The 26,253-nt window shown below is 65.3% G+C and carries 25 protein-coding genes and 2 tRNA genes; 13 read left to right on the top strand and 14 right to left on the bottom strand.

The genetic code is table 11. The features are described 5' to 3' along the window. Positions 1-101: 101 nt before the first annotated feature. Positions 102-584, bottom strand: coding sequence for a CarD family transcriptional regulator (locus ABRP28_RS19500; protein WP_011690592.1), 483 nt, complete (start codon positions 582-584; stop codon positions 102-104). Positions 585-840: 256 nt separating this feature from the next. On the opposite strand from ABRP28_RS19500, the gene ABRP28_RS19495 reads away from it, so the two are divergent. Beyond that, on the top strand, positions 841-1,404 hold the full coding sequence (locus ABRP28_RS19495; RefSeq protein ID WP_374152895.1) for a hypothetical protein: 564 nt from the start codon (positions 841-843) through the stop codon (positions 1,402-1,404). A 119-nt stretch (positions 1,405-1,523) separates the two neighbouring features. Here the strand turns inward: ABRP28_RS19495 and ABRP28_RS19490 are convergent, their stop codons facing one another. Both ABRP28_RS19490 and ABRP28_RS19485 read right to left on the bottom strand, forming a co-directional pair. Then, positions 1,524-2,204, bottom strand: coding sequence for a response regulator transcription factor (locus tag ABRP28_RS19490; protein WP_066273817.1), 681 nt, complete (start codon positions 2,202-2,204; stop codon positions 1,524-1,526). Further along, complete coding sequence (locus ABRP28_RS19485) at positions 2,201-3,445, bottom strand: ATP-binding protein (protein WP_350001564.1); 1,245 nt, start codon at positions 3,443-3,445, stop codon at positions 2,201-2,203. Before ABRP28_RS19485 ends, ABRP28_RS19490 begins: the two co-directional genes overlap by 4 nt. A gap of 205 nt (positions 3,446-3,650) precedes the next feature. On the opposite strand from ABRP28_RS19485, the gene phoU reads away from it, so the two are divergent. Next, positions 3,651-4,313 carry a phosphate signaling complex protein PhoU gene (gene phoU, locus ABRP28_RS19480; RefSeq protein WP_231457378.1) on the top strand — a complete coding sequence of 221 codons (663 nt, stop codon included), beginning with the start codon at positions 3,651-3,653 and terminating at the stop codon, positions 4,311-4,313. 213 nt (positions 4,314-4,526) lie between these two features. Here the strand turns inward: phoU and ABRP28_RS19475 are convergent, their stop codons facing one another. Then, positions 4,527-5,273, bottom strand: a complete 747-nt coding sequence (locus ABRP28_RS19475) for a phosphoglyceromutase (protein WP_350000614.1) — start codon at positions 5,271-5,273, stop codon at positions 4,527-4,529. A gap of 96 nt (positions 5,274-5,369) precedes the next feature. Between ABRP28_RS19475 and ABRP28_RS19470 the strand changes: the two genes are divergently transcribed. Then, a complete protein-coding gene (locus ABRP28_RS19470) occupies positions 5,370-6,215 on the top strand; it encodes a class I SAM-dependent methyltransferase (protein ID WP_350000616.1) in 846 nt (281 codons plus the stop codon). Between the two features lie 91 nt (positions 6,216-6,306). On the opposite strand, the gene ABRP28_RS19465 is transcribed toward ABRP28_RS19470, so the two are convergent. Together ABRP28_RS19465 and ABRP28_RS19460 are read right to left on the bottom strand one after the other, a co-directional pair. Beyond that, positions 6,307-6,660 (bottom strand): DUF2516 family protein, encoded by a 354-nt coding sequence (locus tag ABRP28_RS19465; protein ID WP_066273813.1) that lies wholly within the window; start codon positions 6,658-6,660, stop codon positions 6,307-6,309. Between the two features lie 9 nt (positions 6,661-6,669). Then, positions 6,670-7,860 (bottom strand): aminotransferase class I/II-fold pyridoxal phosphate-dependent enzyme, encoded by a 1,191-nt coding sequence (locus ABRP28_RS19460; protein WP_350000619.1) that lies wholly within the window; start codon positions 7,858-7,860, stop codon positions 6,670-6,672. A gap of 113 nt (positions 7,861-7,973) precedes the next feature. Here ABRP28_RS19460 and tmk point away from each other — a divergent pair, with 113 nt between their 5' ends. From tmk to ABRP28_RS19420, 8 genes are all read left to right on the top strand, one after another. Continuing rightward, entirely contained in the window at positions 7,974-8,669 is a 696-nt protein-coding gene (gene tmk / locus ABRP28_RS19455; protein ID WP_350000620.1) for a dTMP kinase, read from the top strand. After that, positions 8,666-9,808: a DNA polymerase III subunit delta' gene (locus ABRP28_RS19450; protein WP_350000622.1), complete on the top strand. Its 1,143-nt coding sequence runs from the start codon at positions 8,666-8,668 to the stop codon at positions 9,806-9,808. The genes tmk and ABRP28_RS19450 overlap by 4 nt, the downstream gene beginning before the upstream one ends. Positions 9,809-9,825: 17 nt before the next feature. After that, positions 9,826-11,391 (top strand): alpha/beta hydrolase, encoded by a 1,566-nt coding sequence (locus ABRP28_RS19445; protein WP_350000624.1) that lies wholly within the window; start codon positions 9,826-9,828, stop codon positions 11,389-11,391. 103 nt (positions 11,392-11,494) lie between these two features. Next, positions 11,495-11,567, top strand: a tRNA-Thr gene (locus ABRP28_RS19440). Between the two features lie 509 nt (positions 11,568-12,076). Next, complete coding sequence (locus tag ABRP28_RS19435; RefSeq protein ID WP_350000625.1) at positions 12,077-12,712, top strand: hypothetical protein; 636 nt, start codon at positions 12,077-12,079, stop codon at positions 12,710-12,712. Beyond that, positions 12,709-12,879: a hypothetical protein gene (locus ABRP28_RS19430; protein WP_350000627.1), complete on the top strand. Its 171-nt coding sequence runs from the start codon at positions 12,709-12,711 to the stop codon at positions 12,877-12,879. The genes ABRP28_RS19435 and ABRP28_RS19430 overlap by 4 nt, the downstream gene beginning before the upstream one ends. Before the next feature lie 29 nt (positions 12,880-12,908). Further along, on the top strand, positions 12,909-13,877 hold the full coding sequence (locus ABRP28_RS19425) for a hypothetical protein (protein WP_350000629.1): 969 nt from the start codon (positions 12,909-12,911) through the stop codon (positions 13,875-13,877). Positions 13,878-13,915: 38 nt separating this feature from the next. Further along, complete coding sequence (locus tag ABRP28_RS19420; protein WP_350000630.1) at positions 13,916-14,101, top strand: hypothetical protein; 186 nt, start codon at positions 13,916-13,918, stop codon at positions 14,099-14,101. Positions 14,102-14,195: 94 nt separating this feature from the next. On the opposite strand, the gene ABRP28_RS19415 is transcribed toward ABRP28_RS19420, so the two are convergent. The 8 genes from ABRP28_RS19415 to ABRP28_RS19380 form a co-directional block, all read right to left on the bottom strand. Next, on the bottom strand, positions 14,196-15,041 hold the full coding sequence (locus ABRP28_RS19415) for an aldo/keto reductase (protein WP_350000632.1): 846 nt from the start codon (positions 15,039-15,041) through the stop codon (positions 14,196-14,198). Positions 15,042-15,104: 63 nt separating this feature from the next. Next, positions 15,105-15,581 carry a hypothetical protein gene (locus ABRP28_RS19410; protein ID WP_231457562.1) on the bottom strand — a complete coding sequence of 159 codons (477 nt, stop codon included), beginning with the start codon at positions 15,579-15,581 and terminating at the stop codon, positions 15,105-15,107. 8 nt (positions 15,582-15,589) lie between these two features. Beyond that, positions 15,590-16,222, bottom strand: a complete 633-nt coding sequence (locus ABRP28_RS19405; protein WP_286187519.1) for a bacterial proteasome activator family protein — start codon at positions 16,220-16,222, stop codon at positions 15,590-15,592. A 78-nt stretch (positions 16,223-16,300) separates the two neighbouring features. Beyond that, entirely contained in the window at positions 16,301-16,504 is a 204-nt protein-coding gene (locus ABRP28_RS19400) for a YbdD/YjiX family protein (protein WP_350000634.1), read from the bottom strand. After that, positions 16,504-18,804, bottom strand: coding sequence for a carbon starvation CstA family protein (locus ABRP28_RS19395; RefSeq protein ID WP_350000636.1), 2,301 nt, complete (start codon positions 18,802-18,804; stop codon positions 16,504-16,506). Before ABRP28_RS19395 ends, ABRP28_RS19400 begins: the two co-directional genes overlap by 1 nt. A gap of 228 nt (positions 18,805-19,032) precedes the next feature. Beyond that, entirely contained in the window at positions 19,033-19,317 is a 285-nt protein-coding gene (locus ABRP28_RS19390; protein ID WP_066273802.1) for a DUF1540 domain-containing protein, read from the bottom strand. Between the two features lie 92 nt (positions 19,318-19,409). Then, positions 19,410-19,943 (bottom strand): PadR family transcriptional regulator, encoded by a 534-nt coding sequence (locus tag ABRP28_RS19385; protein ID WP_350000637.1) that lies wholly within the window; start codon positions 19,941-19,943, stop codon positions 19,410-19,412. A gap of 44 nt (positions 19,944-19,987) precedes the next feature. Then, the gene (locus ABRP28_RS19380) at positions 19,988-20,971 is read right to left on the bottom strand and encodes an NAD(P)H-quinone oxidoreductase (protein ID WP_350000639.1); all 984 of its coding nucleotides are present in this window, start codon (positions 20,969-20,971) and stop codon (positions 19,988-19,990) included. A gap of 107 nt (positions 20,972-21,078) precedes the next feature. Between ABRP28_RS19380 and ABRP28_RS19375 the strand changes: the two genes are divergently transcribed. Then, positions 21,079-21,166: transfer RNA gene (locus ABRP28_RS19375), tRNA-Ser, on the top strand. Between the two features lie 455 nt (positions 21,167-21,621). Beyond that, entirely contained in the window at positions 21,622-26,151 is a 4,530-nt protein-coding gene (locus ABRP28_RS19370) for an ExeM/NucH family extracellular endonuclease (RefSeq protein ID WP_350000641.1), read from the top strand. Positions 26,152-26,253: the final 102 nt, after the last annotated feature.

Genomic DNA, 26,253 nt, shown 5'->3' with positions numbered 1-26,253 from the left:
GCGGGCCGCGGGCGCTGAACACCGGCGGGTGAATCTTCAGGGGCACGATTTTGGGCAAAAAGAAGCCCCGGCGCCACCTGGGTGACACCGGGGTTCAATTCTTAGGAAGCCAGGACCTCGTCGAGAACGCTTGCAGCCTTCTCCTCGTCGGTCTTCTCAGCCAGCGCCAGTTCTGAAATCAGAATCTGCCGGGCCTTGGCCAGCATTCGCTTTTCGCCTGCGGAAAGGCCCCGGTCGTGATCGCGGCGCCACAGGTCGCGGACGACCTCGGCAACCTTGATGACGTCACCGGAAGCAAGCTTCTCCAGATTTGCCTTGTACCTACGTGACCAGTTGGTGGGTTCTTCCGTGAACTCAGCACGAAGCACATCAAATACGTGCTCCAGGCCTTCCTTGCCCACTACGTCCCGAACCCCAACAAGGTCAACGTTCTCTGCTGGAACTTCAATGGTCAGATCACCCTGGGCCACCTTGAGCTTGAGATACATTTTCTCTTCGCCCTTGATGGTGCGCATCTTGATTTCTTCAATCTTCGCAGCACCGTGGTGAGGGTAAACTACTGTCTCGCCGACCTCAAATACCATGTGGACATTTCCCCTTTCCCGCTGACCAGTTTATCACGATTCGGGCATATGACCGGCCGGGAAGGGGACCGGGAACCGCAGAAATACGCGGAAAATCGGCCTAATCAGACCCCCTCACCCCCTTGACGAACGCAGATAATAGTGCATGCGCCGGGCTGACGGAAGGGTGTTGTGACAACGCCGAATCCTCGTTTGGCGCGCTTTACGGATAGGCTATGCGTGATTAATGTTTCAAGACTCTTGAGGAGTACGCGACGTGCGTTTCACTGCGATGACCCGGGCCCAGCACGGCAAACTGGCACTGACGGCAGCCGCCCTTGGCGTAGGCCTGCTGACCTCGGGCTGCGGGTACACCAATTCCCAGCAGACGACCGCCCGGTACCAGGCGTCTGACGGCATCATCGCCGACCTCGGTCCGCTGGAGCTCCGCAACATCCTTATCGTCTCCGCAGGCGAGGACCAGCCGGGCCGCCTGATCGGCGCCGTCTACAACTCCTCCTCACAGGACGTGACCCTCACGGTCAACGGTGCGGAAGGGTCGCAGACCGAAATTCCGGTCAAGGCCAACGACTACACCCTGCTTAACGAGAGCTCCGATGAAGCCATCCTCAGCACAACGGGAGGGATCCCGGGCTCGCTCGTCGACGTCGAAATCAGCGAAGACGGCACGAACGTCAGCAACACGGTGAAGGTTCCCGTACTGGATACCACGCTGCCCGAGTACCAGGAGTACCTGCCAGCCGGAAGCACTCCTGCGCCCACCTCCGCCAGCCCTTCGCCGTCGGAATCCGAAGAAGCCGCCGGAGGCGACGGCCACTAGGCAGCAGGGATGACCGCCAAGCATTGAAGCAAACAAGAGGAGGGGCCTGGCGGCCCCTCCTTTTGTTTGCCGTTCGTCGCCAGCTTTTGCTGAGCCGGCAGCTGCCGGGAACTGCGTGCTTACGGCTCGAACTTGTACCCCAAGCCACGCACGGTCACCAGGAATCGCGGCGCTGAAGGGTCCGGCTCGATCTTGCCGCGCAGCCTTTTGACGTGGACGTCCAGGGTCTTGGTGTCCCCCACGTAGTCCGAACCCCACACACGGTCGATCAGCTGGCCCCGGGTGAGCACGCGGCCGGAGTTGCGCAGCAGCATTTCCAGGAGCTCAAACTCCTTCAGCGGCAGCAGCACCTGTTCCCCGCCCACGCTGACAACATGGCGTTCAATGTCCATCCGGACCGGGCCTGCCTGCACGGTGGAAGAGACAAGCTCCTCCGGTTCGCCCTGGCGCCGCAGTACTGCCCTGACCCTCGCCACGAGCTCGCGGGACGAATAGGGCTTGGTGACGTAGTCGTCGGCGCCAAGCTCCAGGCCCACCACCTTGTCGATTTCGGCGTCCTTGGCCGTCAGCATGATCACGGGGACACTGGACCGCTGGCGGAGCTGGCGGCACACTTCCGTGCCGGAGAGCCCGGGAAGCTGCAGGTCCAGCAGCACCAGGTCCGCGCCGTTCCGGTCGAATTCTGTGATGGCGTCCAGGCCGTTGTCCACGACCTCCACCTCGAACCCTTCCTTGCCCAGCAAGTAGGAGAGGGGATCGCTGAACGACTCCTCATCCTCGACAATCAAAATCCTGCTCAAGCTTTTGCTCCTCGTTCTGTTGCACCGGCGGCGCCGGGTCCTTGGGTGACAGGTGGCTCTTCCAGGCTGTGCCGGGCCGGTCCCGGGGCGGCTGCGGCGGCATCCTGTTGTTCCCCGCCGTCCTGGCCTTCCATTTCGGGAAGCCGGAGGGTAAAGGTGGATCCCTGCCCGGGCTGCGACCACAGGGTTACCTCGCCGCCGTGGTTGGAGGCCACGTGCTTGACGATGCTCAAGCCCAGGCCGGTGCCGCCTGTATGGCGCGAGCGTGCCGAATCCACCCGGTAGAAGCGTTCAAAGACGCGTTCCTGGTCCTCGGGGCTGAGTCCCTCGCCCTGGTCCGTTACAGAGATGGAGACCAGGCCCTCCCTGCTGCGCACACCGATCCCCACCCGGGTGTTTTCCGGGGAGTAGCGGATGGCGTTGTCGATCAGGTTCCGGAGCGCGGTCACCAGCAGGTCCTGGTCGCCGAAGACCTTCGCCTCCGTCCGTCCTCCCACGACGATCCGGATGTTCTTGCTCTCCGCCGGAAGCTGGGACCGGTCCACAGCCTCGGCTATGACGGCATTGACGTCGACCGGCCTGCCCTGCTGAGCCACACTGGCCCCCTGCAGCCTGGACAGCTCGATGATGTCCTGCACCAGTGCGGCCAGCCGGCCTGACTCCTTGTGCATGCGTTTGGCAAAGCGCCGGACGGCCAGTTCGTCATCCGCCGAGGACTCAAGGGCCTCGGCGAGCAGGGAGATGGCACCAACGGGCGTCTTCAGCTCGTGGGAAACGTTGGCTACGAAGTCGTTCCGGATCTCTTCCGTCCGCGTAATTTCGGTGCGGTCATCCGCAAGCAGCAGGATGTATTCCTCCCCGAGCATCGCGGCCCGGACCTGGACGATGATGGTTCCCTGGCCGAGCGGGCCGCGGGGAAGCTCCAGTTGTTTCTCCAGGATGACACCGTCCCGCCGGACGCCGGCCGTCATGTCCAGCAGCTCCCTGTGAACAACAGTATGGCCGCGGACCAGGCCGTACGCGTAGGCTGCCGGGCTGGCACGGACCACGCCGTCCACGGCGTCCACCACCACAAAGGCACGGCCGACGACGGCGAGCACCTCGGCGGCGCCCGGCGGCAGCGCCGGTTCTTCGGCGTCCACGTCCAGGAGACGCCGCTGCCGCTCACTGACCCGGTAGGCGAGCACACCGAACGTGCCGAGCGCCAGGCCGACGAGGCCGGCCACCAGGCCGATGAACATAGGATCCACAGCTCCACCTTATGCTCTGGAAGACGCTGATCGGCGCGTCCAGGCCTCCTCCTGCGACGGTTCAACTAACGTTCACCTTCAAGGGCCTCGCCGTTTACCCGGCGCTGGCAGACTAGCTGGTTGGAGTGCCGATTGGCGACGCGATTCCCGCTGCCCGGACCGGGGCCGGCGGGAGTTACAAGGAAAGGACGCCCACGTGCGTAAGGTTTTTCAGGAAGAGCTGACCCAGGTCGGTGACCAGCTCGTGGAAATCTCCCGGCTGGTAAGCGAAGCGATGGACAAGGCCACCACGTCCTTCGAAGTGGCGGACGTCGACCTGGCGCAGGACGTCATCGCCGCGGACGCCCGCATCGACTTCCTGCAGAACAGCCTCGACGAGCGCGCCATCGACATCCTGGCGCTGCAGGGGCCGGTGGCCAGCGACCTGCGGATGATTGTGGGATCGCTGCGGATGAGCGCATCCCTGGAGCGCATGGGCGACCTTGCCCGGCACATTGCCCAGCTGGCACGCCTGCGCTACCCGTCCACCGTGATTCCCGCGTCCATGACCGGCACCTTCAAGCGCATGGCCGAACTGGACCAGGAGATTGCGGACAAGCTGACTGTCCTCCTGGAAACCCGCGACCTTGAGGTGGCAAGGGACATCCTAAAGGCCAATACCGCCATCAATGACCTCCACCTCAGCGTCTTCAAGGCCATCGCAGCACCTGAGTGGAAGGAATCACCCGCCACCACCGTGGACGTTGCCCTCGCCAGCCGCTACTTCGAACGCTTTGCGGACCACGGGGTTTCAGTGGCCCAGAAGGTCACCTACCTGGTGACCGGCGCCTGGCAGCCCACCGGCACAGAACACAGCTAAACCCCCTGGGAGTTTTTGTCCAGATACGCCGACTTCCGAGGTCCGGAGGCCTGCATATCTGGACAAAAACTCTTGAGGGAAGAAACGACGGCGGGCTGGTCACCTCAGGTGACCAGCCCGCCGTCGTCGTTTCACTTTTGACGCAGCGCGTTCTTCGGCCGGAGTGCGTCTAAGGGAGGAACGACCGAGCACCCGGCGAAGAACCGCGAAGTCTTACTTCTTGCCCTGGTTGGCTACGGCCAGGATCGCCTGTTCCGCGGCTTCCGGGTCAAGGTAGGTGCCGCCGGACTTGATCGGCTGGAAGTTCTCGTCCAGGTCGTACACCAGCGGGATGCCGGTGGGGATGTTCAGGCTGGCGATGGCTTCGTCGCTGATGCCGTCCAGGTGCTTGACCAGGGCGCGCAGGGAGTTGCCGTGGGCCGTGACCAGGACGGTCTTGCCGGCCTTCAGGTCCTCCTTGATGTCCGACTCCCAGTACGGCAGCAGGCGGACCAGGACGTCCTTCAGGCATTCGGTGCGCGGGAGGGCGTCACCCAGGTCCGCATAGCGGGGATCGTGTGCCTGGGAGAACTCGGAATCGTCGTCCAGGGGCGGCGGCGGGGTGTCGTAGGAGCGGCGCCACTCCATGAACTGCTCCTCGCCGTACTCGGCAAGGGTCTGGGCCTTGTCCTTGCCCTGCAGGGCGCCATAGTGGCGTTCGTTCAGGCGCCAGTCACGCTTCACCGGGATCCAGCCGCGGTCGGCCTTGTCCAAGGCAATGTTTGCGGTGTTGATGGCCCGCTTCAGCAAGGAGGTGTAGAGGACGTCCGGGAGAACATCGTTCTCAACCAGGAGTTCCCCGCCGCGTGCTGCTTCCGTACGGCCTTGGTCGTTGAGGTCTACGTCCACCCAGCCGGTGAACAGGTTCTTGGCGTTCCATTCGCTGTGGCCGTGGCGCAGCAGAATCAGCTTGTAAGTCATGATTTTCATCCTAGCCGAGCGCTGCCGCAGCCTGCCCAGCGTTACAACCCCGGCCCCGTGACGCGCCTCCTCCGGCTACAGGGATAAGGTGGGGCCGTGGTGCAAAAGGCTGAACGGGTGACTGCCCCGCAGATTTCCGGCAGGAGCAGCACCGGCAGACCGGGCAAACCGGTGGGCAACGTAACCCGCGGAACCACCAATCCCAACCGGATGCGGCGGGTTGACCGCTGGTTGGCCGGCCCCCAGGCCTGGCGGCTCCGGAATGCCGCCGATCCCCTCGTGGTGGACCTGGGCTACGGCGCCACGCCCGCTACCGCCGTCGAGCTCTTTGAACGGCTTTCCGCCGTCCGCCCGGATGTGCGGGTCTTCGGAATCGAAATTGAACCGGAACGCGTCCGCGCAGCCCTCCCCCTGCAACGCCCTGGCCTGAGCTTCCGGGTGGGCGGCTTCGAACTGCCCGTGCCGGGACGGCCGGTGCTGGTGCGCGCGTTCAATGTATTGCGGCAATACGAGGAAGCGGACGTTCCCGGCATCTGGCGGCTGGTTCAGGACCGGCTGGCCCCTGACGGCCTGTTCATCGACGGCACCTGCGACGAGATCGGGCGGCGCGTCACCTGGGTGGCGCTGGACGCCGATGGGCCGCTGTCCCTCAGCATCTCAGTCCGGTTCGGCAGCTTCGACCTGCCCTCGGACGTAGCCGAAAGACTGCCCAAAGCCCTGATCCACCGCAACGTTCCCGGCGAACCGGTCCACGCCCTGATGCAGGCCATGGACCGGGCATGGCTGGAATGCGCGCCCCTGGCATCCTTCGGAAACAGGCAACGGTGGCAGGGAATGTGCCGGACCTTGCGCGATGCCGGCTGGCCGGTGCAGGACGGGCCCGCACGGTGGCGGCTCGGCGAACTCACGGTGGGTTGGGACGCCGTCGCACCCCTGGCGTAGGGGCCCGCTGAAGCGTTCCCGCGGGCAGGCTCCGCCCTAGGTAACCTGCGGGATTTTTGGTGTGAAAGGTGCGGTCAGGCCGGCTGCTGGTTCACCACGGGCCGTACGGGCCGGTGTTGCGGCTGCCGCCCCGGCCTGCATCCTTCACGGCCGGCCGCACGTCCGCAAGGTAAACGGACGCGGCGACGACGGCTGCGAGGCCGAACAGGCCCAGCGTGCCAAAAAAGCCGCCTCCGCTGCTGAAGAAGGAGATGACACCGATCAGGGCCGCACCGCCGGTCAGGGCAAGCCAGAAAGTCTTGGTCCTTTTGCCCGTGGCCTCGAACGCGTTGGCACGGTGCCGGGCGCAGTCGACCACAGCCCACAATTCAAGCCCCAGTGCCACCAGGGCCAGGATAAAGAACACTGCCTGCTCTACAGGCCGAATAATCAGTTCACCGTCCACAAGCCCAGCCTAGCTGCCCAGCGAGTCAAGCGCCCGCTTCAAATCGGCCCAGAGGTCTTCCACGTTCTCGATTCCCACACTCAGCCGCACCAAATTCTCGGGGACGCTCACCGGCTCGGCGGTGTGCCGCCGTCGGCGTTCAATGAGGGACTCAACACCGCCCAGCGACGTCGCAGGCAGCCACAGCTGCAGCGCGCGGACGAGTTTGTCAGCGGTGTCGGCGCCGCTCAGCCCTCCCGCAGGGGCCACCTGCACGCAGATGATGGAGCCGAACCCCTTCATCTGCACCTTGGCCCGCCCGTGGCCGGGGTCCTCGGGCAGGCCCGGGAAACGGACGGACTCAAACGCCGGATGCTTGCTCAGCCGCTCCGCCAAAACCAGGGCAGACGACTGGGACCTCTCCACCCGCAGCGCCAGAGTCCGCAGCCCGCGCAGCGCCAGCCACGCTTCGAACGGCCCCGCGATTCCCCCATGGATGGTCCGGTGGTGGAGCAGCGCGGAGCGGATGTCCGGGTTGGCTGTCACCAGGGCGCCAAGGACGACGTCGGAATGACCCGCCAAGTACTTTGTCACCGAGTGCAGGACGACGTCGGATCCCAGCAGCAGGGGCTGCTGGACAAGGGGCGTGGAGAAAGTGTTGTCGGTGACGACGATGGCGCCGGCAGCGTGCGCGGCGCCAGTCAGTGCGGGGATATCGGCAATGCCAAGCATGGGGTTGGTGGGGCTTTCAAGCCACAACATGGCGGCCGGGCGGGCCGCCGGTCCCCCTGGCGCAAGGGCCTCCCTGACGGCGGCAGTGTCGGCGATGTCAACGGTGCGCAGTTCAATGAAGCCCTTTTGGGCCAGTTCCGTGGCCATGACCAGGGACCCCGAATAACTGTGGGCGGGCATCACCAGCACTCCCCCGGCGGGAATCAGGGAAAGGGCCGAGCTGACCGCCGCGAGCCCCGACGAGTAGAGCAGACCCGGCAGACCGGAACCTTCAAGCTGGCCGAGGGCCTCTTCGAAGGGGTCCCAGGTTGGATTCGAATACCGGCCGTACCCACGGTCGCCATCCCCGAGCGGGCCGGAACCAAAATATGTGGAGGAAAGGACGATCGGCTGGTTGACCGGCTGGTCCCGTTCCCTCGGGGGACGCCCGGCCGCAACCACCACGGTTTCGGCTGACAGTACCGCGGCCTGCTGTTCGGAGAGACTCATGGTGAAAGCGTACTGTCAGCCGGCAGTCCGCCGGAAAGCTGTTACCCCCGTTGGCCCGGCCTTTGTCCACAGGCCCAATCGGATTTGTCAGCGGGGATCGGTAGGCTTGATGGGTGAGCAAACAAAGGGCCGGGCTTTTCATCGCGTTTGAGGGCGGCGACGGCGCCGGCAAATCAACGCAGGCTGCCCGGCTTGCGGAAGCCCTTCAATCCCAGGGCCACACCGTCCTGCGCACCCGTGAGCCAGGCGGAACTCCCATTGGTGAAAAGCTGCGTTCCCTGGTGCTGGACCACGGCCACGGCCACATTGATGCCCATACGGAAGCGCTCATCTTCGCCGCTTCCCGGGCCGCGCACGCCACCCAGGTCATCCGCCCCGCCCTGGAACGCGGCGAGATCGTCCTGACGGACCGGTACATCGATTCGTCCGTCGCCTACCAAGGGGCGGGACGCGGACTGGGCGAAGACGCTGTGCGGTCCCTTAACGAGTGGGCCACGTCCGGCCTGCAGCCCCACCTCACCGTCCTGCTGGATGTCGAGCCGGCCGTGGGCCGCCGCCGCCGAACCGCCGGCGAAGCTGCCGAGGACCGGCTGGAATCCGAAGCTGATGACTTCCATACCCGGATCCGCGATGCATTCCTGGAATTGGCACGCAGCCGTCCGGGGTCCTACCTGGTGCTGCCGGCCCATCACTCGGTCGGGGAACTGGCGGAACAGATACTCGAGCGGGTGGAAAGTCTCCTGGCCGCGCACCACGGCGTCCCCGGGGACGTCCCCGCCCGCGCTCCGTCAGTCGGTGGCCACCCGTGACCGTGTGGGACGACCTGCAAGGGCAACCCGCCGTCGTCGAACAACTGCGGCAGGCATCCAGCGGTGACGGGCTGACCCACGCGTGGCTTTTTACCGGTCCGCCGGGCTCCGGGCGCTCGAACGCGGCGAAGGCTTTTGCCGCGGCACTTAACTGCGACCAGGAAGATGTCAGCCAGCGCGGGTGCGGCCGCTGCTCCGCCTGCCTGACCATCCTGGGCGAGACCCACTCGGACGTCACGTTTGTCCGGACGGAGAAGGTCACCATCACCATCGACGAAGCCCGGGAGCTGGTGGCCACCGCCGGAAACAGGCCGTCGACGGGGCGGTGGCGCATCATCGTGGTGGAGGATGCGGACCGGATGGCGGAACGCACCACGAATGTCCTCCTCAAAGCCATCGAGGAACCCACCCCCCGGACCGTATGGATGCTGTGCGCCCCGTCCCCGGCGGACGTCCTGGTGACCATCCGCTCGCGCTGCCGCAGCGTGGCTTTGAGGCTCCCGCCTGCCGCGGACGTCGCTGCCCTGTTGGTAAAGCGCGACGGCGTTGAGCCGGCTCTGGCTGAGCGTGCCGCCAGGGCGGCGCAGAGCCACGTGGGCATTGCCCGGCGGCTGGCCCGCGACCCCGCTGCCAGGGAACGCCGGCTGGAGACTGTGCGGTTTCCGCTCGGCCTCAGGGGCGTCACCGCTGCGGTGATGATGGCGGACAAGCTGGTCAAGATCGCCACGGCCGAGGCCAACAGCTCCAATGAAGAACGGGACGCTGCGGAGAAGGCCGCACTGCTGGCGACGCTGGGTGCCCCCGAGTCCGGGACACTGCCGCCCGCCATGCGCAGCCAGGTCAAGCAGCTGGAGGACGACCAGAAGCGGCGCGCCAAGCGCTCCATCACCGATTCGCTGGACCGGACCCTGACGGATCTTCTTTCCTTCTACCGCGATGTGCTGATTATCCAGCTCGGGAATGCTGTGGAGCTGGTAAACGTTGAGCTCAGGGGCGAATTGGAGGAGTTCGCCCGCCGTTCCACGCCGGAGTCGACACTTGCCCGGATGGATGCCATCAACAAAGCCCGCGAACGCATCACCACCACTAACGTTGCACCGCTGTTGACCATTGAGTCCATGGCAGCCAGCCTGATCTAGTCCTTCAAGGAGACCCGATGACTGCCCGCCCCCTGCCCGTACGCCCGCGATCCGCGGCGGTTGGCGTCCGTGCCCTCGGGGCCATGGCCCTGGCCATGGTTCTGGCGTCCTGCAGCCTCCTGAATGGTGAAGACCGCAGCCAGGAAGCCGCCACTGCCAAGGCCGACCCGTCCATCGTTGCTTCTGCACCGGCGGGGCTGGAGGAGTTCTATTCGCAGGAGGTCGTCTGGGAGCCGTGCGAGACCGAGTTCCAGTGCGCCAGCGTGACGGTGCCCATGGACTACGACGACCCAGCCGGCGAGACAATCCAGATTGCCGCGCTGAGGGCTCCCAGCACCGGAAAGAAAACGGGCAGCCTCCTGGTCAACCCGGGCGGTCCGGGTGCTTCCGGGTACGACTTCGTGAAGGATGCGGCCGGAACACATTTCTCGCAGGCTGTGCGGGACTCATACGACCTTGTGGGCTTCGACCCGCGCGGCGTGAAACGCTCAGCTCCGGTCACGTGCATGACCGACGCCGAACGGGATGCCGCCCGGGCCAAGATCTACGATCTCGAAACGGATTCAGGCCTGTCTGCCGTCCTGGCCGACAACAAGGCGGTTGCAGCGCAGTGCGAAGAGCAGACCGGCCCGGTGCTGGGGAACATCGATACTGTCAGCTCCGCCAAGGACGTGGACATTCTCCGGGCTGTGGTCAATGACCCGAAGCTCAACTACCTTGGCTACTCCTACGGCACCTTCCTGGGCTCAACCTACGCTTCCCTGTTCCCCGGCAATGTGGGGCGGATGGTGCTGGACGGGGCGCTGGACCCTTCCATCAGCAATGAAGAGCTGACCAGCGGGCAGGCCCGCGCCTTCGAGAAGGCAATACGCGCCTATGTTGCCAGCTGCCTGGGCCAGGACGGGTGCCCCCTGAGCGGGGACGTGGATTCCGGTGTCCAGCAGATCCGCGACCTGATCGCCGCCGTCCAGCAGACGCCGCGGACAGCCAAGGACGGGCGGGTAGTGAACGCCACCATGTTCGTCAGCGGGCTGATCACGCCGCTGTACAACGACCAAAGCTGGCCCGCCCTGACCCAGGCCCTGGAAGCGGCAATGACGGGAGACGTCAGCCTCATGCTGCGGCTCGCAGACCTCGGGGCCGACCGCTCTTCCAACGGGACGTACACGTCCAATTCGACGTTCGCCTTCAACGCCATCAACTGCCTTGACTACCCCATGGAGTCCGATACCGCCGCCATGCGCGCCGAGCAGCAGCGGCTGACGCAGGACTCCCCCACCTTCGGGTACTTCTTTGCGTACGGAGGCACCAACTGCGTCGACTGGCCGTACAAGAGCGTGCGCACGCCGTCGCCCGTGGAATACGACGGCGACTCCCCCATAGTCGTCATCGGCACCACCGGCGACCCCGCCACTCCGGTGGAATGGGCCTCATCGCTCCGCAAGCAGCTGGGCAACGCAGCGCTCCTCACTTGGGAAGGCGAGGGCCACACCGCTTATGGCCGTTCCAACAGCTGCATCGGGGATGCCGTGGACAGCTATCTGGTGAGCGGCCAGGTTCCCGCCGACAATACGGTGTGCTGAAGGCCGCACTCCGCTTCCGCCGCCCATTTTGACCCGGGCGCGGGGACTCTATTACAGTTGACTCTTGCATGAAGCGCCCGGCTCCGCCGGAGATTCGTGCGGTGCTTCCTTAGCTCAGTCGGTAGAGCGTTTCACTCGTAATGAAAAGGTCATCAGTTCGATTCTGATAGGAAGCTCGGGATAAACCCCGGATAACCCAAAGTTTTAGGGGTTTCCGGGGTTTTTCGCTGGTTAAGGGGTCGACCGGGGCCTACCACCATCTCCTGAGGGCCCAGCCGTTGTCCGCGCCGTCCCCCTCCGCGCCATCCTTGCCGCAGCGCAAACAACGCTTGTACAGGCCTCCGTCTTCGGTATGTTCGACGTGCCACTGGTGGCTGATATTCAACCTGCACCGCAGGGCCTGGATCATGGCGGACTCCGATCATTGGTTGCAGCGCCTATAGCTCCCATGATGGCCCTGCCGCCCCGGCGATAGTAGGGGCAATCGGTGGGCCCGCGGGAGCCTTGTGCCAGCGGCCTGCCAGACATCCCGGTGGCCGTTGAAGAGGGCGCCGCCCAGCACGGCTTCGCACCCGCCTGGACACGCAGGGCTAGACTGGCGGAGTAAGGACGGATTGGGGGATCCAGGGCGGCACAGTTCCGCCGTTCCGCTGGTCGGTCACCGCCAGCGAGACCAAGGATGACCGTGACCTTCTTCCAGGACTTTCCGATCCCGCCGTCAGCGCCCCGGCCCCCCAGCACCAGGTTCGTGCCGCCGGCGTGGACCGCTCCACCCGCCTACGAGCTTCCAGTGGCCGTCCACATCGGCCGGTTCCTGCACCGCAGCCCCCGCATGGTGGTGGCCGTAAGGAGCGCCGAGGTCTATTCCACGGGCTGCTCGTTCAACCTGTCGTGGGTCTTCCAGCGGGGCGACGAGACCGAGGATGACTGGGCGGACAAACACTCCCTGTTCTTTCAACCAGGGATGGGCATCCGCCGCGGCACACGGCTCCTCTCCGGGCTGATGCTCGGCGTGGAACTTGCCGACGGCTCCAAAGCCAGCACGGGAGCCCATGGTCCCCACGGGTTTATGGGCAGCAACGAGGAACCGGAACCCCCAACCCTTGCCCTGAACAGCGGTGGAGGCAGCGGCGCGGACAACGAACTGGCGGGCACGGGAAGCGCCTGGCTCTGGCCTTTGCCTCCCGCGGGGGACCTTCGCCTGATCGTCCAGTGGATGGACTTTGGCCTGGCCGAGAGCTCGGTGGTGCTGGACGGCGGGAAACTGCGCGACGCCGCGGCAGGCGTGCAGCGTCTTTGGGCGGACGGTGACCAGCTGTGACATCCCCGGATAACATCGCCCTGAACCTGGTCTTCGCCGCCATCTTCTTCTACGTCCTGTACGGCGTCATCCGTGCCGCCGTACGTGACGGCATAGGCCAGGCGGAAGACCGGCGCCGGCAACGTTCGGACAGCGGCGGTTCGGGCCAACCGGGTGAGTACAGGTAGGCAGATCACCGGCGCCTAAGATGGCGAGCATGGAAGACGAGGTTCTTGCGGAGGTCGCCAACCAGCTCTACGCCAAACCGCTGGACGACTTTGTGGGGGCCAGGACCACGGCTGCGAGGGAAGCAGCCGCGTCCGACAAGGAGCTGGCGGCAGCGGTCCGGGCACTGCCGAAGCCGTCGGTGGCCGCCTGGGCAGTGAACATGCTGGCCGTGCACCAGCCGGACGTCCTGGCCCAGCTGACGGAACTCGGTGGCAGAATGCGTGCGGCACAGGCCTCGCTGGATGCTGCGTCGCTCCGTGACCTGGGACGTGAGCGCCGCACGTCGCTCTCCGCCGCCGTCGAGACCGCCCGTACAGTGGCCCAGGAACATGGCCGGGCCATCAGCGATGCCATGGCAGGCGACGTTGAGGAGACGCTTCGCGCGCTGACAGCCGATGAGGGAGCAGCAGCGGCCGTGCGGAGCGGGCGGCTGCTCAAGACATTGCTGGCGGACGGCGTGAACGCCGTTGACCTGGACGGCACCGTGGCAGTCCCTTCGGTCCTGCCGCCCGCTGCAGCGGCTCCCGCCTCCGTGCCAGCGGCCCCCGCCGGCAGGAAAGCGCGGACGACGGCGGCAGCACCGCAACAGCGCAAGCCAGCAAAGCCGCGGCTTGAGGCAGTCCGGCAGACTCCGCGGCCCGCGTCACCGCCCGCGCTGGAACGGGCCCGGGCTGCCCTTACCGAAGCGCAGGCAGCAGAGGCCGGGACAGCCCGGGCGGCGCGGGAGCTGCAGGACCAGGCCGACGACATACGGACTCAAATTGCGGAACTCCTCCAGGAGACTGCAGACCTTCGTGCCCGGCTGAGGACCGCCGAAGAGCAGCTGGAACGCTCAAAGAAGAGGCTTGCGGCCACCGTTGCCGAGGCAAAGCAGGCGGTGCGGGCCGCGGACAAAGCCGAGCGTACGGCAGTCCTTGCCCAGGAACGGGTCCTTCGGCTGGGCAACACGCGGGACTGATTCCCGTAATTGTCAGACCCCGGTTGCAGACTGGATTCATGGAAAAGCAACTGGTACAGGAATTCCACGTTACGTACTTCGACGCCGACTGCGGCCGGGCACGGGCCGAGGTCTTTGACACCCTGGCAGAAGCAGAACGCTTTGCCAGCCGGCACTGCGCCGGCGAGGACAGCTGGGCTGTCGTCGACGCCGTGTCCATAGAACAGATCCGCACAGCCGCCTAAACCGCTCCCGCTTAAACGCAAAGCGCCCTGCCTGTACAGAACAGGCAGGGCGGCAGTGGACGGCTAAAGCCCTGGCGTGGGCGCCGTCCGGCGGCTACGCGAAGTCAGAAACAGCCGGGTCCGCGCCGATTCGGCCTTCGCCGTTGGCCGAGCGGTCAAGGGCATTGATGGCCTCGACGTCGTCTGCGTCCAGGTTCACCTCAAGCGCCGCGTAGTTTTCCCGGATCCGGGATTCCGTGACGGACTTGGGAATCACCACGTTGCCGATTGCCAGGTGCCAGGCGATGACCACCTGGGCAGGCGTGGCACCGTGCTTGGCGGCAATGGACGCCACCGTTGAATCCTCGAGCAGCTCGCCGCCCTGGCCCAACGGCGACCACGCCTGGGTCAGGATTCCCTTCGAAGCGCCAAACTCGCGAAGTTCGCGCTGGCTGAAGTACGGGTGCAGTTCGATCTGGTGGATGGCCGGGACAACGCCCGTTTCGTCGATGAGCCGCTGCAGGCCCTCGATGGTGAAGTTGGACACGCCGATGGACTTGACCCTGCCGCGCTTCTGGAGCTCGATCAGCGCCTTCCAGGTGTCCAGGTACTTGTCCTGCTTGGGCTGCATCCAGTGGATCAGGTACAGATCCAGTGTCTCGAGTCCCAGCCTGTCCATCGACGCCTCGAAGGCTGCCAGGGTGGACTCATAGCCCTGGTCAGCATTCCAGAGCTTGGTGGTGATGAAGAGCTGCTCCGGGGAGAGGCCGGAACTGGCGATGGCCCGCCCCACGCCTGCCTCGTTGCCGTAGATCTTGGCGGTGTCGATGTGGCGGAAGCCTGCTTCAAACGCCTGCCGGACCACCTTTTCGGCGACGTCGTCCTCAACCTGCCACACGCCGTAGCCAAGCTGGGGAATCGTGTTTCCATCATTGAACGTCAGTGTAGGTGAAAGAGTCATTCGACTATCCTGCCAAACACCGCAGCCCGCCAAGAGGGTATCGGCCTGAAGTAAGCCAGGCGCTTAACCGGGAATGTCCGCCTGCCGCTGCCCGGAGCCCTCCTCATCAAGGTGGCGCTCGGCGTCAGCCACCTGCTGGAAGACGGACTCGGCCCGGCGCCGGACGGACGCCGCACCTACCGGGACCGGGCCCACGGCGAGCCGAAGCATGGCGGCTGCCTCCGCCGTTGTAGCCAATGAGTTGCCGGCCTTGGACAGGGCACGGTGCACGCCGGCCAGGTCAACCGGAATATCCAGGCCTTCATTGGGTGAACGCCGCTGCGCCTCCATGCAAACCAGCCGTACCCTTTCGAGGAGGCCCGCCAGCTCGTTGGCGATCTCGAGCAGTTCACCGTAAAGCTGGTCGTCCTCCACACCTTCAAGGACCTGGTGGAAGCGGTCCAGTCCCCGCTGGAAGCGGTCGTGGGCGCGGCGCCACAGCCCCTTCCCCAGTTCCGCATCATCCTTGCGCCCCTGCCTGGCGGCGCTGAAAAAGCCCAAGCGCACCCTTACAGGTATTGTCCGGGACCGTGGTCCGGGTCGTCCCGCTGGCCGGGCCGGGCGGAATTGCCGGAGCGCGAACCTGCGGCGGCCCTCTGCGGCTCACCGTTTTCACCAATGACCACGCCGGGGGCGATCATCGTTCCGGGCGGAAGCTGGCGGAGCTGCATCTGCGCAGCCGCGTGTTCGCGTGCTGCGTGCTGGGCGGCGATGGCCGTCTGGATGCCGTGGAACAAGCCTTCAAGCCACCCGACCAGCTGGGCCTGGGCTATGCGCAGTTCAGCGTCCGAGGGAGTGCCGTCGTCGGAGAAGGGAAGGCTGATCCTGTCCAGTTCCTCCACGAGCTCCGGGGCCAGTCCGTCTTCCAGCTCTTTGATGGAGCGCTCGTGGATTTCAGCCAGCCTGCCGCGCGCAGCCTCATCCAGGGGCGCGGACTTCACTTCCTCCAGGAGCTGCCTGATCATGGTTCCGATCCGCATCACCTTGGCCGGCTCATCCACCAGGTCCTGCAGGCTGCTCCCCTTGGGCTTCATGCCCTCCGGAGGGCCCGGCTGGGCGTGCATGGGCGGCTGCCGGTCGTCGATGGGAGTGCCTTCTACCGGGAGGTCCTCAGCTGACTGAGTGTCTTGTGGATCGCTCATGCGTTCATACTCTCATGAGCGATCCACCCGTGACCCACCGGATGAACCTGCCTGGCGGTTTGTCCGCTGCAAGCTCAATCAGCAGCACCGGCCCTGCGGACTGGTGTCCTGGCGGTCAGTCCGGTCGCGCCAAAATTCCTTCTCCGTGAGCGGTGCCGCCCCGTGGCCGGCCGCCCTGTGGTGCTCCAGGTACTTGGCGTACGCGTCCGCGCCCAGGACGCCGCCGAAGTACCTGGCGACGCCGCGGACGCCCCGCGTCAGCACAGCCAGCCGCGCCGCCATTAGTGGTGGCCGCCCTTTTCGAACCTGAGCTCCGCCGGCACCTTGTCCCACTCAGCCATCAGTTCGCGTTCGGCGGGTGTGGGGATAAGCCCGGCAGGGGCGAAGACCCTGGACGGAAGGGCCGGGTCCTCATTGTCCTTGACGGCGGTGCCGTCCGTGCGGTTGCGGAAGGCCTTGACCGTGGCGAGCAACGCCGTCGCAATCACAATGATGCTGAGCACCACGAAGATCACGGAGAGCCAGCCCTGGATGGCCGTGTTCCGGACAACGGCCTCCATGGCCGCCACGGATTTAGCTGTGCCGAACTCCGTCTTCCCGTCAGCGAGGGCCTTGCTGAAGGCCGCGTTGTTGGCGAAGTAGCCCACCGCGGGGGTGGACGAGAAGATTTTCTGGTAGCTCGCGGTGATGGTCACCACGGCGGCGAACGCCAGCGGCAGGGCAACAATCCAGAGGTACTTGAACGTGCCGCGCTTTGCCACGATGGCCAGGCACACGGACAGGGCGATTGCGGCCAGCAACTGGTTGGCGATGCCGAACAACGGGAACAGTGTGTTGATGCCGCCCAGCGGGTCCGTGACGCCCATCAGCAGCACCGCGCCCCACGCTCCCACCATGATGGCGGTGCAGAGCCAGGCGCCGGGACGCCAGGAGTGCTCCTTGAACTTGGGGACAAAGTTGCCGATCGAGTCCTGCAGCATGAAGCGGGCAACTCGTGTGCCGGCATCCACAGCGGTGAGGATGAAGAGGGCCTCGAACATGATGGCGAAGTGGTACCAGAACGCCATCATGGCGGTGCCGCCGATGAACTGCTGCATGATGTGAGCCAGGCCAACGGCAAGGGTGGGAGCACCGCCGGTGCGGGACACGATGCTTTCCTCCCCCACGTTGGCTGCCGTCTGGGACAGGAACTCGGGGGTGATGTTAACTCCGGCCAGGCCCAGGCTGTTGACCCAGGTGGCTGCTGTTTCCACCGTCCCGCCGGTCAGCGCGGCCGGCGAGTTCATGGCGAAGTACAGGCCGCGGTCGATTGAGATGGCGGCCACCAGTGCCATGATGGCCACGAATGACTCCATCAGCATGCCGCCGTAGCCAATGAAACGGGTCTGGCGTTCCTTTTCCACGAGCTTCGGGGTGGTGCCGGACGAGATCAGTGCGTGGAAGCCGGAGAGGGCACCGCAGGCGATGGTTACGAACAGGAACGGGAACAGGGCCCCGGGGAACACCGGCCCGTTGTCCCTGCTGGCGAATTCACTAAAGGCGGGAACGGTGATTTCCGGGCGGACCACGATGATGGCCAGCGCCAGCATCACGATCACGCCGATCTTCATGAACGTTGACAGGTAGTCCCTGGGTGCCAGGAGCAGCCACACGGGCAGGATGGCGGCGATGAAGCCGTACACGATGAGCCCCCACGCGATGGTGACCTTGTCCAGGCTGAAGATGTCGGCGCCCCACGGGGTTTCGGCCACGATGCCGCCGCCGACGATGGCCGCCATCAGGAGGACGAAGCCGATCAGCGACACTTCCATGATTTTGCCGGGCCGCAGGTAGCGGAGGTAGACGCCCATGAACAGGGCGATGGGGATGGTCATGCCTACGGAGAAGACACCCCACGGGCTTTCGCCCAGCGCATTGACGACGACGAGCGCGAGGATGGCCACGATGATCACCATGATCAGCAGGGTGGCGATGAGGGCCGCAGTGCCGCCGATGACGCCAAGCTCCTCGCGGGCCATTTGTCCCAGGGACCTGCCGCCGCGCCGCATGGAGAAGAACATCACCAGGTAGTCCTGGACGGCACCGGCAAGAACGACGCCGATGATGATCCAGATAGTGCCGGGCAGGTAGCCCATTTGCGCCGCGATGACCGGACCCACCAGGGGTCCGGCGCCGGCGATGGCGGCGAAGTGGTGGCCGAACAGGACGTTGCGGTCAGTCCGGACGTAGTCCTTGCCATCCGCCTTGTACTCTGCGGGGGTGGCACGGCGGTCGTCAGGCCGGGTGATGTAACGCTCGATGACCTTTGAATAGAAGCGGTAGCCGATGAGGTAGGTGCACACCGAGGCAAACACGAACCAGATGGCGTTGACGGTCTCGCCGCGGATGATGGCCAGCATGAACCACGCCAGGCCGCCCAGCAGGGCGATGCCGGCCCACAGCGCGATCTTCGCCGGCGTCCATTTCCGGTCTTCTGCCTCGCGGACCTCCTCGTCGATGGCTGTCGGGGGCAGGGCCGGGTCGGTGGCCACCACGCCCCTTTCCCCGGATGCATTCCTCCGTTGATCAGGCGTTTCGGCCATGTCTCCTCCTTGAGATTGTTTCGCTTCTGCTGTGACGCACCCTACCAACCCGCAGCCCTGTTCCAGGGGCGTTCTGCCAGGTGGCGCGGAAACGTGCGGTGAGCGGACGGGACGCGGCGACGAACGACGGCTCAGATGGTCGTCCCGGCCGGACCAACGCAGAGAAGGCCTCCGTCCGAACAATTCGGGCGGAGGCCTTGGCTCGTGGGGAAAGCGTAAAGCTGCTCCTTAGGCGTGCGAGTAGGTAAGGCAGTCAGCGTTGTCAGCACCGGGGCCGACATGCACCTCGGCCGCCTTGCACATCAGGTGGTCGTTGTGGACGCATTCGGAGCGCTGGCAGGCTCCGACGTCGGCAAGGACTTTCGGCAGTCCGCCGTGCATACCGGTGTCGATGAAGGTGGCGCAGTGCGCGTGGTTTTCCGCGCCGCCAACCGTGATGGCGGCAGCATTGCAGTTGGTGTGATCGTTAAAGGAACAGTTCGTTACGCTGCAGTCGGCCACGTGGGTTGTCATGAGCTTCCTCCAAGTTCCACCGCCCGGCCGGGCGGCTCCTGCACCCCACGGTAAACCTGTCCTCCGCGTTCAAAAAGACCCAATTGTGTTGCCTATTTCCCCTGTGCCTGCTGGATCATCCTTGCCTCGCACAGATCAAGCCAGCGGACCTCCGCCTCAGTCTGAAAAATCAGGGAGTCCAGGACCAAAAGCCACGCCGTATCAACGGCCCGCTGGTTTGAAGCCGTGTCCCGCCGGGCTTTGGTGTAGTCCTGCAGGGCGCGGACGGAGGCCATCCGCTGGCCCTGGATGATGGCTTGGATATCGACGCCCGGCGTGGTGACGGCGAGCGCCAGCTTGATGGCCAGCTCGTTGCGCGGCGGGCTGCTCCGCTCCACCGGCGCTGCGAACCACTCCCGGATCTCCGCCCTGCCGGCCGCCGTAATGCTGTAGACCACGTGGCCGTTCCCGTCGTCGCCGTCCCGGGCCACCAGGGCGTCGCGTTCCAGCCTGTCCAGGGTGGTGTACACCTGTCCGATATTCAGCGGCCAGGTAGCGCCGGTGCGCGCCTCAAACTCGGCCCGCAGCTGGTAGCCGTAGCGGGGCTGGTCCTGCAGCAGGGCGAGGAGGCTATGGCGGATGGACATGCTGTTCCTTGTGCTCGGCGGGCAACGGTCTGCGGGCGGAGCGGTTACATGACCAAGAGGATCTTGCCGACGTGATCACCGGTGTCGAAGTACCGGTGGGCCGCGCGCACCTGGTCGAGCGGGAATGTCTTTGCCACCAGCGGCCGGACCCTTCCGTCGCTGACCATCGGCCATACGGCGTCGCGGACGGCGGACATAATGGCGCCTTTCTCCTCCACGGGCCGCGGGCGCAGGGCTGTGGCCACCACAGCAGCCCGCTTTTGAAGCAGCTGCCCCAAATCGAGCTCACCCTTGGTGCCGCCCTGCAGTCCGATCACCACCAGGCGTCCGTAGTCAGCGAGCGCGTCCACGTTCTGCTTGAGGTATTTGGCGCCGACGACGTCGAGGATGACGTCCGCACCCTTGCCTCCGTTTTGGCGGCGAAGGCTCGCGGGAAAATCTTCCTCGGCGTAGTTGATGGCTATGTCCGCACCCAGGAAGGCCTTTGCCGTGCTCACTTTTTCATCAGAACCGGCCGTGGTGGCAACCCTGGCGCCGAGCGCCTTGGCCAGTTGGATGGCCATGGTGCCGATCCCGCCTGTGGCCCCATGGATCAGGACGGTCTCCCCCTCCTGCAGCTGGGCGGTCATGACCAGGTTGGAGTACACGGTGGCGGCAACTTCGGGAAGCGCTGCCGCGGTGACCAGGTCAACGCCGTCAGGCACCCGGAGGACCTGCTCGGCGGGGACGGCCACCTGCTGGGCATAGCCGCCCCCTGCCAGCAGCGCAACCACTTTGTCACCGAGGGAAAACGCCCTCGTGACACCGGGACCAAAGCCCGCAATCCGGCCGGACACCTCAAGCCCGGGAATGTCCGGGGCTCCCGGCGGCGGGGGGTAGAAACCCCTGCGCTGCTGCACGTCCGCCCGGTTGAGGCCGGCCGCGACAACGTCGATCAGCACCTCTCCGGTACCGGGTACCGGGGCCTCGACCTCGCGGACCTCCAACACTTCCGGGCCGCCCGGCTCCGAAATGTAGACGGCTTTCATGGAACACTCCCGTTTCTGACTGAATACTGCGTGCAACCAGTGTGCACCGGACACCTTCCGGACTCTGTTTTGTTGCAGGCAAGTGCCTATGAAACACTACTTGTTGAGGAAGGTTGTCCGAGCGGCCGAAGGAGCTAGTCTTGAAAACTAGTGTGCGGTAACCCCGTACCAAGAGTTCGAATCTCTTACCTTCCGCGAAACAGGACCCCTGTCTGCCAGCATGCTGGCGGACAGGGGTCCTTCGTTTAAGCTGCGGCCGGCCGCAGCGGGACCGGAATGGGCAGCCGCGAGGGAAACCAGCGCCCCCCGCGTAAATTGTTCCGGCAAATTTGCCCCGCACCGTTCCACCAAAGCTACTGGCCGGTATCCTTTGTGATAGTCGGCACACTGGGGTAGATGCCGGCCACCACATACCGCCAACAGCATCACCGGAACCGGGGCTACTGGGGCTCCCGGCCGGTAGGTGGCCCGTTCCGCTGGGGAGCGTCCCGCCGAATGCACGCGCTATCAACCCTGCGTTCATTCAGCGCTGTTGTGATGTGCCGGATACCACTTGACCAGGAGCAGGATCCGGGCCCCTGTCCGTCGGTACAACCCGGACATCTTCCATCGGGTCCCCCACCGGGACACCCTTATGAAAGTACGAGCGGATGCATCACACACCTTGGAAACTAGCGCTGGGTACAGCGTTGTCGGCGGGGCTTCTGGCTCCCGTGGCAGCATTTCCCGCAGTTGCGGACAATACAGCCGCGGAGGTCTCACCCGCGGCAGGCACATCCCCTGTTGTCATTAACGAGGCCTACCTCAGTGGCGGCAGCACGGGCGCCGCCTACAAGAACCGGTTCCTGGAGCTTTACAACTCCTCGGACGCCCCGGTGTCGCTGGACGGCTGGTCAGTCCAGTACCGCTCGGCAGCCGGTACGGCAGCCCCTACCTCAGTGGCACCCCTTTCCGGCACCATCGCGGCAAAGGGGCATTACCTGATCCAGGGTGCCAGCAACGGAACCAACGGCGCGGACCTCCCCACGCCGGACCTCGTCGCGGGAGGCCTGAATTTCAGCGGCACCTCCGGCACCATCGTGCTCGCAAAGCAGCCCACCGCCGTCGCGCTGTCCACCGGCTCCCAGGTGGAACCCGCGGGCGTGGCGGACCTGCTGGGCTACGGCTCCTCGAACACATTCGAAACCGCATTGGCTGCGGGCCCTGCGGGTACAGGCGACGCGAGGAGCCTGAACCGCAGCGGGGGCGCGGACAGCAACAGCAATGCGGCGGACTTCAGCCTCAGCGCAACCATCAGCCCAACCCCGGGCGGCGGCACCGCACCGGATCCCACACCCGACCCCACGCCGTCAAACAGGCCCATCGCCGACATTCAGGGCACGGGCGCTGGAAGCCCCCTCACCGGATCAACGGTGACCACCACCGGTAAGGTCACCGCGGCCTTTCCCACCGGCGGCCTCAACGGCTACTACCTGCAGACGCCGGGAACCGGCGGTGACCTGACGGCAACGAACCACGCCGCCTCGGACGGAATCTTCGTCTATTCCCCCGCCACGGTGGCATCGGTCCAGGCCGGAGACCACGTGCAGGTCACGGGCACCGTGGCCGAGTACTACGGCATGACGCAGATCAATGTCACCGCGGCCGCAGGCCTGGCCAAACTGGCTGAGGCCGCACCCGAAGTCAAGGCAACGCCGTTCACGCTGCCCGCAAGCGAAACCTTCCGCGAATCCCTGGAAGGCATGCTCCTGGCACCCCAGGGCCCGCTGACGGTCACGGACAACTACACCCTGAACCAGTACGGTGAGATCGGCCTCGCCGGCGGAACAACGCCGCTGGTCCAGCCCACCGCCGTCGCCCCCTACGGCTCAGCTGAGTACACCGCAACGGTGGCGGACAACGCGGCGCGCGGGATCAAGCTCGACGACGGTTCCAGCACCAACTTCCTGCGGGACGCCGCCACCAAAGCCCAAGTGCTGCCCTACCTGACCACGGCTGACCCGGTACGGGTGGGCTCGCCGGTCACGTTCACCACCAATGTGGTGCTCGGATACGGCAACAACGCCTGGAAGCTCCAGCCGCTAACCCACCTCACAGAAGCGAACAAGGCCACAGTCCAGCCGGCGTCGTTCGGGGCTACGCGCACCGACGCTCCTGCCGCAGTAGGAGGCAACCTCAAGATCGCCTCCTTCAACGTGCTCAACTACTTCCCCACCACCGGTGACCAGCTCACGGGCTGCACCTACTATGAGGACCGCGAAGGCAACCCGATCACGGTCCGCGGCGGCTGCGATGCACGCGGCGCCGCCAACGCAGAGAACTTCGAACGGCAGCAGGACAAGATTGTCTCGGCCATCTCCAAGGCCGGCGCCGATGTTGTCTCACTGATGGAGATAGAGAACTCCGCACAGTTCGGCAAGGACCGGGACGACGCCCTGGCCAAGCTGGTGAACGCCCTGAACATCGAAACGCCGGGCATCTGGGATTACGTCAGGTCCCCTGCTAACGCACCGCCGCTGAGCGACGAAGACATGATCCGCACCGCGTTCATCTACAAAAAGGCAGTTGCGGAGCCTGTGGGTGAGTCCATCATCCACAACGACACCGTGGCGTTCTCCAACGCCCGCAAGCCGCTGGCCCAGGTTTTCAAGCCCGTGGGTGGCGGTGCGGGCACAGAGTTCATTGCCATCGCAAACCACTTCAAATCCAAAGGCTCGGCGGCCACCCCCGAGGACACGGACCAGGGGCAGGGCGCATCAAACCTCGCACGCACGGCCCAGGCGAAGTCCCTTCTCGAGTTCACCAAGTCCCTGCAGCAGTCAAAGGGCACGGACAAGGTGTTCCTGATCGGCGACTTCAACGCCTACGCCAAGGAAGACCCCATCAACGTCTTCACGGCAGAGGGCTACGTCAACCAGGACGAGAAAGCCCGCAACGCCGACGGCACCGCCAAGCACTCCTACCTCTTCGGCGGCATGGTGGGCTCGCTGGACCACATCCTGGCCTCACCTGCCGCCAATGCGGTGGTCACTGGCGCTGACATCTGGAACATCAACTCGGTTGAGTCTGTGGCCCTGGAATACAGCCGCTACAACAACAACGTCACCAACTACTACGCACCGGACCAGTTCCGCGCCAGCGACCACGATCCCGTGGTGGTCGGCCTGGACCTGCAGTCCGCTCCCGCCACCGTTGACCTGAACTTCCTGGGCATCAACGACTTCCACGGAAGGATCGACACCAACACGGTCCTGTTCGCAGGCACCATCGAGAAACTACGTGCGGCGGCCGCACCCGGTTCCACCGCCTTCCTCTCGGCCGGAGACAACATCGGTGCGTCGCTGTTTGCCTCCGCGGTTGCCAAGGACCAGCCCACCATCGATGTGCTGAACGCCTTGGAGCTTCGGGCCTCGGCCGTCGGCAACCACGAGTTCGACGGCGGCTGGGCGGACCTGCAGGACCGCGTCATCGCCGGCGGCACCAACGCCAGGTTCCCCTACCTGGGTGCGAACGTGTACAAGAAGGGCACCACCGAGCCGGCCCTGCCAGAGTTCACCGTTTTGGACATGAACGGCATCAAGGTGGCCGTCATCGGCACGGTCACGCAGGAAGTTCCTTCCCTGGTGACCCCCGCCGGGATTGCCGACCTTGAGTTTGGTGATCCCGTGGACGCCATCAACCGGGCGGCCGCACGGATCACCGCGGAGAACCTGGCCGACGTCATCATCGTGGAAAACCACGACGGCGCCGGTTCGGGAACGGTGGAAGGCTCCACCCTGGAGGAGGAAGTGGCAGCCGGCGGCCCGTTCGCGAAGCTGGTCACCGAAACGTCCCCGGACGTTGACGCCATCTTCACCGGGCACACCCACAAGGAGTACGCCTGGGACGCACCGGTTCCCGGCGCGGAGGGCAAGACCCGGCCGATTGTCCAGACAGGCAACTACGGCGAGAACGTGGGCCAGATCCAGCTCACCGTGGACACCGCCACCAAGCAGGTTACCGCGTACAAGGCCGGAAATGTGAAGCGCACCACAGATCCTGCCGCAGACCTGGTTACCGCCTACCCGCGTGTGGCCGCCGTCGACGCGATCGTGAAGAAGGCACTCGCGGATGCCGCCGTCGTCGGCAACCAGCCTGTTGGTGCCGTCACGGCGGACATCACCACAGCATTCACCACGGACGCCGCCGGAGTGGCAAAACGTGATGACCGCAGCAGCGAATCCACGCTGGGCAACCTGGTGGCGGACTCGCTGCTCAACTCGTTGCAGCCCGCCGAACTGGGCGGCGCCGAAATCGGTGTGGTCAATGCCGGCGGCTTGCGGAACGAGCTGTACTACGCCCCGGACGGCACCATTACCTACGCCGAAGCCAATGCGGTGCTTCCGTTCGTCAACAACCTGTGGACCACGTCCCTGACCGGTGCACAGTTCAAGACGCTGCTGGAGCAGCAATGGCAGACCAACGCGGACGGCACGGTTCCCAGCCGCGCCTACATCCAGCTGGGCCTGTCCAAGAACGTGAACTACACGTACGACGCCGCCCGGCCGGCCGGTGACCGCATCACCTCCGTCCGTGTGAACGGGGCTGCGCTTGATCCGGCCAGGTCCTACCGGGTGGGCACATTCAGCTTCCTGGCAACCGGGGGCGACAACTTCCGCGTTTTCACCGAAGGTGCCAACACCAAGGACTCGGGGCTGGTCGACCGTGACGCGTGGATCGGCTACCTGCAGGACAGCAGCCCGGTCTCGCCCGATTTCGCCCGGCGATCGGTGGCCGTGACGAACACCACCGCCAGTGAGGTCAAGCCCGGCGAACCGGTCAGCCTCTCGGTCTCCAAGCTGGACCTGACCTCCCTGGGCAGCCCGGTCAACAAGACCCTCTCGGCAGTGTTTACGGACACCGCCGGTGTTGTGACCGAGCTAGGGTCCGTGCCCGTCACGGCCGGTTCCGCAACAGTGAACCTGGCCGTCCCCTCAAGTGCCGCTGCCGGGCCGGGAACACTGGTCCTCACCGCTGCGGAATCGGGTACCAAGGTCACGGTAGAGGTCAAAGTGGCAGCCACCGAGCCTGCTGGACCGGTTTGCACCAAACCGGTCAAGCCTTCACGGCCTGCGGACCTGGCCGGCCAGCTGAATTACGGCCAGGCCATGGCCGCCTACCGGGCCTGCCTGCGCGGCTGACGCCCCCGCCTCGAAGTGTGAAAGGTCCAAAAAACCACTGACGCTCTCTCACTTAAGGCGCCATTTCCCCAGATGCTCTCTCACGTGTGAGAGAGCATCTGG

Origin of the sequence: Pseudarthrobacter sp. WHRI 8279 (assembly GCF_040224115.2) — a bacterium.
Taxonomy (GTDB): Bacteria; Actinomycetota; Actinomycetes; order Actinomycetales; family Micrococcaceae; genus Arthrobacter.
The sequence above is the reverse complement of the archived record's forward strand: the minus strand, read 5'-3'. Positions and strand labels throughout refer to the sequence as shown.

Coding starts and splice junctions, on each gene's coding strand:
- ABRP28_RS19500 (WP_011690592.1), bottom strand. CDS start 584: ATGGTATTTGAGGTCGGCGAGACAGTAGTTTACCCTCACCACGGTGCT.
- ABRP28_RS19485 (WP_350001564.1), bottom strand. CDS start 3,445: ATGTTCATCGGCCTGGTGGCCGGCCTCGTCGGCCTGGCGCTCGGCACG.
- ABRP28_RS19475 (WP_350000614.1), bottom strand. CDS start 5,273: ATGACTTACAAGCTGATTCTGCTGCGCCACGGCCACAGCGAATGGAAC.
- ABRP28_RS19460 (WP_350000619.1), bottom strand. CDS start 7,860: ATGAGTCTCTCCGAACAGCAGGCCGCGGTACTGTCAGCCGAAACCGTG.
- ABRP28_RS19445 (WP_350000624.1), top strand. CDS start 9,826: ATGACTGCCCGCCCCCTGCCCGTACGCCCGCGATCCGCGGCGGTTGGC.
- ABRP28_RS19425 (WP_350000629.1), top strand. CDS start 12,909: ATGGAAGACGAGGTTCTTGCGGAGGTCGCCAACCAGCTCTACGCCAAA.
- ABRP28_RS19420 (WP_350000630.1), top strand. CDS start 13,916: ATGGAAAAGCAACTGGTACAGGAATTCCACGTTACGTACTTCGACGCC.
- ABRP28_RS19415 (WP_350000632.1), bottom strand. CDS start 15,041: ATGACTCTTTCACCTACACTGACGTTCAATGATGGAAACACGATTCCC.
- ABRP28_RS19405 (WP_286187519.1), bottom strand. CDS start 16,222: ATGAGCGATCCACAAGACACTCAGTCAGCTGAGGACCTCCCGGTAGAA.
- ABRP28_RS19400 (WP_350000634.1), bottom strand. CDS start 16,504: ATGGCGGCGCGGCTGGCTGTGCTGACGCGGGGCGTCCGCGGCGTCGCC.
- ABRP28_RS19395 (WP_350000636.1), bottom strand. CDS start 18,804: ATGGCCGAAACGCCTGATCAACGGAGGAATGCATCCGGGGAAAGGGGC.
- ABRP28_RS19390 (WP_066273802.1), bottom strand. CDS start 19,317: ATGACAACCCACGTGGCCGACTGCAGCGTAACGAACTGTTCCTTTAAC.
- ABRP28_RS19385 (WP_350000637.1), bottom strand. CDS start 19,943: ATGTCCATCCGCCATAGCCTCCTCGCCCTGCTGCAGGACCAGCCCCGC.
- ABRP28_RS19380 (WP_350000639.1), bottom strand. CDS start 20,971: ATGAAAGCCGTCTACATTTCGGAGCCGGGCGGCCCGGAAGTGTTGGAG.
- ABRP28_RS19370 (WP_350000641.1), top strand. CDS start 21,622: ATGCATCACACACCTTGGAAACTAGCGCTGGGTACAGCGTTGTCGGCG.